Origin of the sequence: Cohnella massiliensis, from assembly GCF_900169535.1 — a bacterium.
Lineage (GTDB): Bacteria > Bacillota > Bacilli > Paenibacillales > Paenibacillaceae > Cohnella > Cohnella algarum.
In genome coordinates this window covers 25,890-34,572 of sequence record NZ_LT821243.1, presented here as the reverse complement: position 1 = coordinate 34,572, position 8,683 = coordinate 25,890, and the positions used below count along the sequence as shown (strand labels likewise).

5 protein-coding genes and 1 pseudogene are annotated in these 8,683 nt (G+C 60.8%); 3 read left to right on the top strand and 3 right to left on the bottom strand.

Translation table 11 applies throughout. The annotated features are described in order from the left end of the window. Positions 1–160: 160 nt before the first annotated feature. Positions 161–412, top strand: a pseudogene (locus B7E11_RS30735) (group II intron reverse transcriptase/maturase); the annotation flags it as partial. Between the two features lie 1,362 nt (positions 413–1,774). Here B7E11_RS30735 and B7E11_RS01100 read toward each other — a convergent pair. Beyond that, positions 1,775–2,290: a GNAT family N-acetyltransferase gene (locus B7E11_RS01100; RefSeq protein WP_245809589.1), complete on the bottom strand. Its 516-nt coding sequence runs from the start codon at positions 2,288–2,290 to the stop codon at positions 1,775–1,777. A 357-nt stretch (positions 2,291–2,647) separates the two neighbouring features. Between B7E11_RS01100 and uvrA the strand changes: the two genes are divergently transcribed. Together uvrA and rpiA are read left to right on the top strand one after the other, a co-directional pair. Then, positions 2,648–5,506 carry an excinuclease ABC subunit UvrA gene (uvrA, locus tag B7E11_RS01095; protein WP_080831808.1) on the top strand — a complete coding sequence of 953 codons (2,859 nt, stop codon included), beginning with the start codon at positions 2,648–2,650 and terminating at the stop codon, positions 5,504–5,506. A gap of 101 nt (positions 5,507–5,607) precedes the next feature. After that, on the top strand, positions 5,608–6,291 hold the full coding sequence (gene rpiA / locus B7E11_RS01090) for a ribose-5-phosphate isomerase RpiA (RefSeq protein WP_080831807.1): 684 nt from the start codon (positions 5,608–5,610) through the stop codon (positions 6,289–6,291). 116 nt (positions 6,292–6,407) lie between these two features. Here rpiA and ilvN read toward each other — a convergent pair whose 3' ends face one another. Together ilvN and ilvB are read right to left on the bottom strand one after the other, a co-directional pair. Further along, complete coding sequence (ilvN, locus tag B7E11_RS01085; protein ID WP_080831806.1) at positions 6,408–6,887, bottom strand: acetolactate synthase small subunit; 480 nt, start codon at positions 6,885–6,887, stop codon at positions 6,408–6,410. Next, on the bottom strand, positions 6,884–8,629 hold the full coding sequence (gene ilvB / locus B7E11_RS01080; protein ID WP_080831805.1) for a biosynthetic-type acetolactate synthase large subunit: 1,746 nt from the start codon (positions 8,627–8,629) through the stop codon (positions 6,884–6,886). Before ilvB ends, ilvN begins: the two co-directional genes overlap by 4 nt. Positions 8,630–8,683 lie beyond the last annotated feature (54 nt).

The window sequence follows — 8,683 nt, the reverse complement described above, 5'->3', positions numbered from 1 at the left end:
AGCCCGCGACGATCCACCTGATTGGCTTTGCACCATCTTGCTGCTTTTTCTCCACTGGAACGGAAAGCGGCAATTCGTTCTTCCCATTTCTTCTGTACGTCTTCTCTGGCCATAAAAAATCCTCCCCGAATTGGACTATGAGGAGGATTATCTCACGGTTATTGCAAGGAACGAAGGTGGGGAGAGTTTGACGCTTACAGTGAAACAAAACAGGGGAGCGCCCGGCGTCGATGGAGTGACGGTAGAAACTCTACAAGCTCACCTAAGGGAACGCTGGGAAACCGTGAAAACGGAACTCCAATCGGGTAGGTACAGACCGGTGCCGGTCAAGCGGGTGGAAATCCCCAAACCCGGAGGCGGGGGGCGGCTGCTAGGTATCCCAACCGTAATGGATCGCCTGATCCAGCAAGCCGCCTGAATGGGCGGCAAGAATGATGGCTAATTCCCGACGTGGATGTTGGGAGATGTCCCGAAACACAAACAACGCCCTCAATCGCTCCTGGAACGACCAAGGGCTGTTGAGTCTGACATCTCGTTATCTTGAAATTCGTTAACCTTTAGGAACCGCCGTACGGACCCGCATGTACGGTGGTGTGAGAGGTCAGGGGGTAGTCGCCCCTATCTGCTCGATTTTGCTGCGCTTCGTTGGCAGGGGGGAGATAGCCATAGCATGAGCGTGCGGAGTCGCTCGGGCGGTACGAGAGAGTGGAGCGGCATGAGCTTGTGAGTCGCTGGTACGGCATGAGCGTGCGGTGCGGGATGAGCACGTGAAGCAGCTTTACGCTGATGCAAGAATCCCGTGGATGGTCCAAGAAGTGCACCCAGTGCACTTCTTGGGGGGGAATAGGCGCGCTAGACGGCCAAGTAGTGCATCCAGTGCGCTACATAAGGCGCAATCGGCGCGCTAGACGGCCAAGTAGTGCATCCAGTGCGCTACATGAGGCGCAATCGGCGCGCTAGGCGGCCAGTAGTGCACCCAGTGCGCTACATGAGGCGCAATCGGCGCGCTAGCCGGCCAAGAAGTGCATCCAGTGCGCTACATGAGGCGCAATCGGCGCGCTAGCCGGCCAAGAAGTGCATCCAGTGCGCTACATGAGGCGCAATCGGCGCGCTAGCCGGCCAAGAAGTGCATCCAGTGCGCTACATGAGGCGCAATCGGCGCGCTAGCCGGCCAAGAAGTGCATCCAGTGCGCTACATGAGGCGCAATCGGCGCGCTAGGCGGCCAAGTAGTGCACCCAGTGCGCTACATGAGGCGCAATCGACGCGCTAGGCGGCCAGTAGTGCATCCAGTGCGCTACATGAGGCGCAATCGGCGCGCTAGGCGGCCAGTAGTGCATCCAGTGCGCTACATGAGGCGCAATCGGCGCGCTAGGCGGCCAGTAGTGCATCCAGTGCGCTACATGAGGCGCAATCGGCGCGCTAGCCGGCCAAGTAGTGCATCCAGTGCGCTACAAGAGGCGCAATCGGCGCGCTAGACGGCCAAGTAGTGCACCCAGTGCGCTACATGAGGCGCAATCGGCGCGCTAGGCGGCCAGTAGTGCATCCAGTTCGCTACATGAGGCGCAATCGGCGTGCTAGACGGCCAAGTAGTGCACCCAGTGCGCTACATGAGGCGCAATCGGCGCGCTAGGCGGCCAAGTAGTGCACCCAGTGCGCTACATGAGGCGCAATCGGCGCGCTAGGCGGCCAAGTAGTGCACCCAGTGCGCTACATAAGGCGCAATCGGCGGCTCCGGTACGTTTGGACCGCATGCTTTTGTCCGCTCGATTTCTGTCAACCCAATCGCTTGCCCAGCACGACCACGTCGCGTTCCGCTCCGTCCAGAACGGCGATCCTCGGGTAATAGCCCCAGCGCTCGAAGCCGTATTTGCCCAGCAGACCGAGGCTCGGTCCGTTATGGGCGAACACGAATCCGAGCAGCGATTTGATCCCGAGCCTCGGACATTCCGCTATGGCATGCTCGATCAGCCGGCTGCCGACGCCGGCGCCGCGGTCGGTTTCGCCTACGTAGATGCTGAGTTCCGCTGTGCCGTCATAAGCCGGACGTCCGTAAAAATCGCTCAAGCTGGCCCAACCGGCAATGTGCTCCCCCCGCTTGGCGACCCAAATGGGCCTGCGTTCGGGCGAATGCGCTTCAAACCAGGGGATTCGGCTTTCGACCGATACCGGCTCCAGATCGGCCGTGACTTGCCGGCTCGCAACGGTACTATTGTATATGTCGACAATGGCAGGCAGATCTTCCGGGCGGGCGAGCGAGATCTTCGGTCGTTCGTTTTTCTCCGCGTTCACGTCGCGATTCATCCCTTTCCGAACTTCGCGCGAACTTCTTCGTATCCTCCATTTTACCGCGCCATAACGAGAAAGAACAACGGTACTTTTGCCGGGAGCCGCCGTCTTTAGTGCGTCATCCCAGCTTCCGCTCGTTTTGCAACGGGGGGATTCCGGCAAATTAATATGCCGTGGCGCCGTCGACTGCTCCCGCGGCGGACGCCTCCGGCCGAAGAGCCGCTCCTCCAAGGGGTTACATTTCCATTTGCATCCTAAAAGCGGCTCCGTTATAATGGATGGGAACACATATTCTTATGTACGGACAATGGCGGGCGATGGAAGCCCCGAACGTGACCGTAAGCGAAAGGGGCTTGAACGTTGGCCAACGAGAATATCGTCATTAAAGGGGCTCGCGCCCACAATTTGAAAAATATAGACGTAACCATCCCGCGGGATAAATTTGTCGTGTTGACGGGACTTAGCGGATCCGGCAAATCCTCGCTCGCGTTCGATACGATCTATGCGGAAGGCCAGCGGCGTTACGTGGAATCGTTGTCCGCCTATGCCCGCCAGTTCCTCGGGCAGATGGACAAACCGGACGTCGACTCGATCGAGGGGCTGTCGCCGGCCATTTCGATCGACCAGAAGACGACGAGCCGCAACCCGCGTTCGACGGTCGGAACGGTAACCGAAATTTACGACTATTTGCGGCTTTTGTATGCCCGCATCGGCCGGCCCCATTGCCCGACCCACGGGGTGGAAATCGCTTCGCAAACGGTGGAGCAGATGGTGGACCGCATTATGGAATATCCCGAGCGCACCCGGCTGCAGATTCTCGCCCCGATCGTGTCCGGACGCAAGGGAGAGCATGCGAAGCTGCTAGCCGACGTGCAGAAGCAGGGCTTCGTTCGCGTCCGCGTCAACGGGGAAATTCGCGACCTGTCCGAGAAGATCGAACTGGAGAAAAACAAGAAGCACTCCATCGAGGTCGTCGTCGACCGCATTGTCGTCAAGGAGGACGTGGCGCCCCGGCTCGCCGATTCGCTCGAAACGGCGCTGAAGCTGTCCGAGGGACAGGTGATCGTGGACGTCATGGACAAGGAGGAGCTGATGTTCAGCTCCAAGCTGGCTTGCCCGGTTTGCGGCTTTTCGATGGAGGAGCTGACGCCGCGGATGTTTTCCTTCAACTCGCCTTTCGGCGCTTGTCCGGATTGCGACGGGTTAGGCGTGAAAATGGTCGTCGACCCCGATCTGCTCGTCCCGGACCGCTCGAAGAGCATTAACGAAGGAGCGTTCGACGCTTGGGCGGGGGGCGCTTCCACGTATTACCCGCAGTTTTTGGCGGCCGTATGCGCGCATTACGGCATCCCGATGGACGCGCCGGTTTCGGAAATCGGCGACAAGCAGCTGAACATGCTTTTGTACGGGACCGGCTCGGAGAAAATCCGGTTCCGCTACGAGAACGAGTTCGGCCATACGCGCGATGCGATGGTCGCCTTCGAGGGCGTCGTGCACAATTTGGAACGGCGATACCGCGAAACGGCGTCCGACTTTATTCGCGAATTCGTCGAGCAGTACATGAGCTCGAAGCCTTGCGAAACTTGCAAAGGGCATCGCCTGAAGAAGGAATCCCTCGCGGTGACGGTCGGCGAACGCAACATTTCGTACGTGACGTCGTTATCGATCGGGGAGGCGCAGTCGTTTTTCGCCGGGTTGTCGCTCAACGAGAAGGAGAAGGCCATCGCCAACCTCATTTTGAAAGAGATTAACAGCCGGCTCGGCTTCCTCGTGAACGTAGGCTTGGGCTACTTGACGCTGTCGCGGGCCGCGGGCACGCTGTCCGGCGGCGAAGCGCAGCGCATTCGCCTCGCGACGCAGATCGGCTCCAGCCTGATGGGTGTCCTGTACATTTTGGACGAGCCCAGCATCGGACTCCACCAGCGCGACAACGACCGGCTTATTCAGGCGCTGGAGCATATGCGCGATCTCGGAAACACGCTCATCGTCGTCGAGCACGACGAGGACACGATGCTGGCGGCCGATTACCTGATCGACATCGGACCGGGGGCGGGCATTCACGGCGGGACGGTCATCGCCCACGGAACGCCCAAGGAAGTGATGGGCGACGAGAATTCGCTGACCGGCGCCTACCTGAGCGGGCGGAAATTTATCCCCGTTCCGCTGGAACGCCGCAAGCCGAACGGCAAGTGGCTGGAAGTGAAGGGCGCGAAAGAAAACAACCTGAAAAATTTGAACGTCAAGTTCCCGCTGGGCGTATTTACGGCGGTTACGGGCGTTTCCGGGTCCGGGAAGTCGACGCTCGTCAACGAGATTTTGTACAAAACGCTGGCCCGGGATTTGAACAAGGCCAAGACGCGTCCGGGCGAGTATAAGGAATTGACCGGGCTCGAACATTTGGAAAAGGTAATCGACATCGACCAGTCTCCGATCGGACGCACGCCGCGATCCAATCCGGCGACGTATACCGGGCTGTTCGACGATATTCGCGACGTTTTCGCGATGACCAACGAAGCGAAAGTCCGCGGCTACAAAAAGGGACGCTTCAGCTTTAACGTCAAGGGCGGCCGCTGCGAGGCGTGCAAGGGCGACGGCATCATCAAGATCGAGATGCACTTCCTGCCGGACGTTTACGTCCCATGCGAAGTTTGCAAGGGCAAACGCTACAACCGCGAAACGCTCGAAGTCAAATACAAGGGCAAAAACATATCGGAAGTGCTGGAAATGACCATCGAGAACGCGACGGAATTTTTCCAGAACCTCCCGCGCATCCACCGCAAGCTGCAAACGCTCATGGATGTCGGGCTCGGCTATATGACGCTGGGCCAGCCTTCGACGACGATGTCCGGTGGGGAAGCGCAGCGCGTGAAGCTGGCGGCCGAACTGTACCGCCGGAGCACCGGCAAGACGCTGTACATTCTCGACGAGCCGACGACGGGGCTGCACGCCCACGACATCGCCCGTTTGCTCGAAGTGCTGCAGCGGCTCGTCGAATCGGGCGAGAGCGTGCTTGTCATCGAGCACAATCTCGACGTCATCAAGACGGCCGATTATTTGATCGACCTGGGGCCCGAAGGCGGCAGCGGCGGCGGCACGCTGGTCGGCACCGGCACGCCGGAGCAGCTCGCGGCCAATCCGAATTCGTACACGGGCAAGTATCTCGCGCCGATACTGGAACGGGATCGCGCGCGCACCGAAGCGGCGATGGCCAAAGCTTGAGCCAAGCGAAAGAGACGAAACGCCTTGCCGGGCGGCTTCGTCTCTTTGAGCATTCAGCCGAAAGCGGAAGGGAATCGAATACGATAAGGGGGGCTGCCAATATGGAACCGAATATGAAAAAGCTGGCCGCCGAGAAGGCGGTCGAGTGGCTGGAGCCGGGAATGCTGGTCGGCCTCGGCACCGGCTCCACCGCCTACTGGGCGATCAAGCGGATCGCGGAACGCGTGAAGGAAGGGCTCGATATTCGGGCTGTCGCAAGCTCCGTCCGTTCCGAGCAGCTGGCGGCCGAATGGGGAATCCCGCTCGTCCCGATCGAGGAAGTCGACCGCATCGATGTGACGATCGACGGAGCGGACGAAGTGGATTCCCGGTTCAATCTGATCAAAGGCGGGGGAGGGGCGCTGCTGCGGGAGAAGGTGCTCGCGGCAAGCAGCGCCAAGCTTTATATCGTGGCCGACGAGTCGAAACGGGTGGAAACGCTCGGGCAATTTCCCCTGCCCGTCGAAATCGTTCCGTTCGCGACGCGGCTGACGCTGAACCGGTTGAAGGAGCTCGGGTGCGAGCCTGTCATTCGAACGGAAAAGGACCAGGCATACCGGACGGATAACGGCAACCTGATCGCGGATTGCAAGTTCGGTTCGATTCCGGATCCGGAGCGGCTGACGGTGCAGCTGAACCAAATTCCCGGCGTCGTGGAAAACGGGCTGTTCGCGGGCATGACTTCGGCGGTCGTTTTCGGCCGCAGCGACGGGACGATCGACGTTTCGGAGGTCAAGCCCGGCTGACGCCGCAGCGTCGTGCCCGAACCATCGACGTTCGGAGGTCAAGCCGGGCTGACGGCGCAAGCGCAGTGCCCGTGTCATCGGCGTTTCGGAGGTCAACCCGGGCTGACGCCGCAGGTCTACGCCCGGGTCATCGCCGTTTCTCCGGTTCGGGTCATCTCCAATATGCCGTAGGGTTGAATCAGGCGAAGGAACGCCTCGTTTTTTTCGCGCTCGCCGACGGATTGGACGATCATGGAGCTTTCCCCGACGTCGATGATGCTGCAGCGGAAACGGTCGACCAGCGCTCCCACTTCGTTTCGCTGGTCCGGCCGAACCGCCAGTTTGACGAGCATCAACTCCCGAGCGACGGAAGGGTGCCGGTTCAGATGCCGGACCTCGATGACGTCGATCAGCTTCTGCAGCTGGCTGCAAATTTGGCCGACGAGCGGCTCGTCCCCGTCGACCGTCACGACGATCCGGGACATCCCTTCGCGTTCGCACGATCCGATCGCGACGCTGTCGATGTTGTAGCCGCGCCGGGAAAACAACCCGGCCGTCCGCTGCAGCACGCCAGGCCGGTCGGCGACCAGCGCCGAAATGAAATGCTTTTCCCTCATGCTCCTTCCTCCTCTCCCAGAATCATGTCCTGCAGCGCCATGCCCTGGGGCACCATCGGATAAACCAGCTCGTCCCGGGAGACGACGAAGTCGATCAGCACCGGTCCCGGCGTGTCGAGCGCCTCGCGCCATGCCCGCTCGGCTTCGGACCGGGATGCCGCCCGGAGCCCCTTGACGCCGTACGCTTCGGCGAGCTTGACGAAGTCCGGGCTTCCCGACAGGTCGATATGGCTGAAGCGGCCTTCATAAATCAACTCCTGCCATTGCTTGATCATGCCGAGCGTGCCGTTGTTGATGACGACGATTTTGACCGGGATCCGGTGAATCGCGCAAATGGCCAGCTCCTGGGCGCACATCTGCATGCCCCCGTCTCCGTTGACGGACACGACCGTCCGCCCCGGATTGCCGATCTGGGCGCCGATCGCGGCCGGGAACCCGAAGCCCATCGTCCCGAGGCCGCCCGACGTAAGGAGCGAGCGGGGGTGCCGGAACCGGTAAAATTGCGCCGTCCACATTTGATGCTGCCCGACATCGGTCGTCACGATCGCTTCGCCGTTCGTCGTGCGGGAGATCATTTCGATGACGTACTGCGGCTTCAGCGGCGTTTCCGCGTCCGCGTAGCGCAAGGGATGCGTTTGTTTCAACCCTTTCAAAAAATCGGTCCATGGCGAGAAGTCGAACGAAAAGCCGGCGAGCCGTTCGTTTAGCTCGCGCAGCGCCCGTTTCGCGTCGCCGATGACGGGAATCGCCGTCGGCACGAGCTTGCCGATTTCGGCGGCGTCGATATCGATGTGGGCGATCCGCGCGTTCGGCGCGAACCCGTCCAGCCTCATCGTCACGCGGTCGTCGAACCGGGCTCCGACGGAGATGAGCAGATCGCACTGCAGCAGCGCCTGGTTGGCGGCATACGTTCCGTGCATGCCGGGCATGCCGAGCCACAACTCCCGGTCGCCGGGATAGCCGCCAAGCCCGAGCAGCGTCGTCGTCACCGGAATGCCGGTCGTTTCCGTGAGCTTCTCCAATTCGGCCGACGCTCCGGCCTGCACGATTCCGCCTCCGGCGAGCAGCAGCGGCTTCCGCGAGCCGCGAATCGCCTCGGCCAGCCTCGATACCGAGAGCGAATCGACCGGCGGCTCCGGATCGTACCCGGGGATCGAGACATCCTCCGGATACGCGAAATCCGTGACGGCCGCCGACACGTCCTTCGGGATGTCGATCAGGACCGGGCCTTTGCGGCCGGTTCCGGCAATATAAAAAGCCTCCTTGATCGTATGCGCCAAATCCTCGACGTTGCGCACGAAGTAGCTGTGCTTCGTGATCGGCTGGGTGATGCCGACGATGTCCGCCTCCTGAAACGAGTCGGTGCCGATGAGCGAGGTGGCCACATTGCCGGTAATGACGACCAGCGGCACCGAGTCCATGTGCGCGGTGGCGATGCCGGTGACGAGATTGGCCGCTCCCGGTCCGGAAGTGGCGAGGCAGACGCCCGTCCGCCCCGTCGACCGCGCGTAGCCGTCCGCCGCGTGAATCGCCCCTTGCTCGTGCCGCGTCAGCAAATGGCGGAAATCCGGATTTCCGTGCATCGCATCGTAAATGTAAAGAACGGCTCCTCCCGGGTAGCCGAATACGCACCTGACGCCTTCCAGCAGCAGCATGCGGAGCAAAATTTCCGAGCCCGACACCGGGTCCGGCTGCCGCAGCCGTTTTTTCGTCTCTTCGTCGAGCCAATGTTCGTCTGTCATTTTCGCTGCCTCCTTCAATCCATTCTTTCGTTAAGGTAACATGAAAGGGGTGGA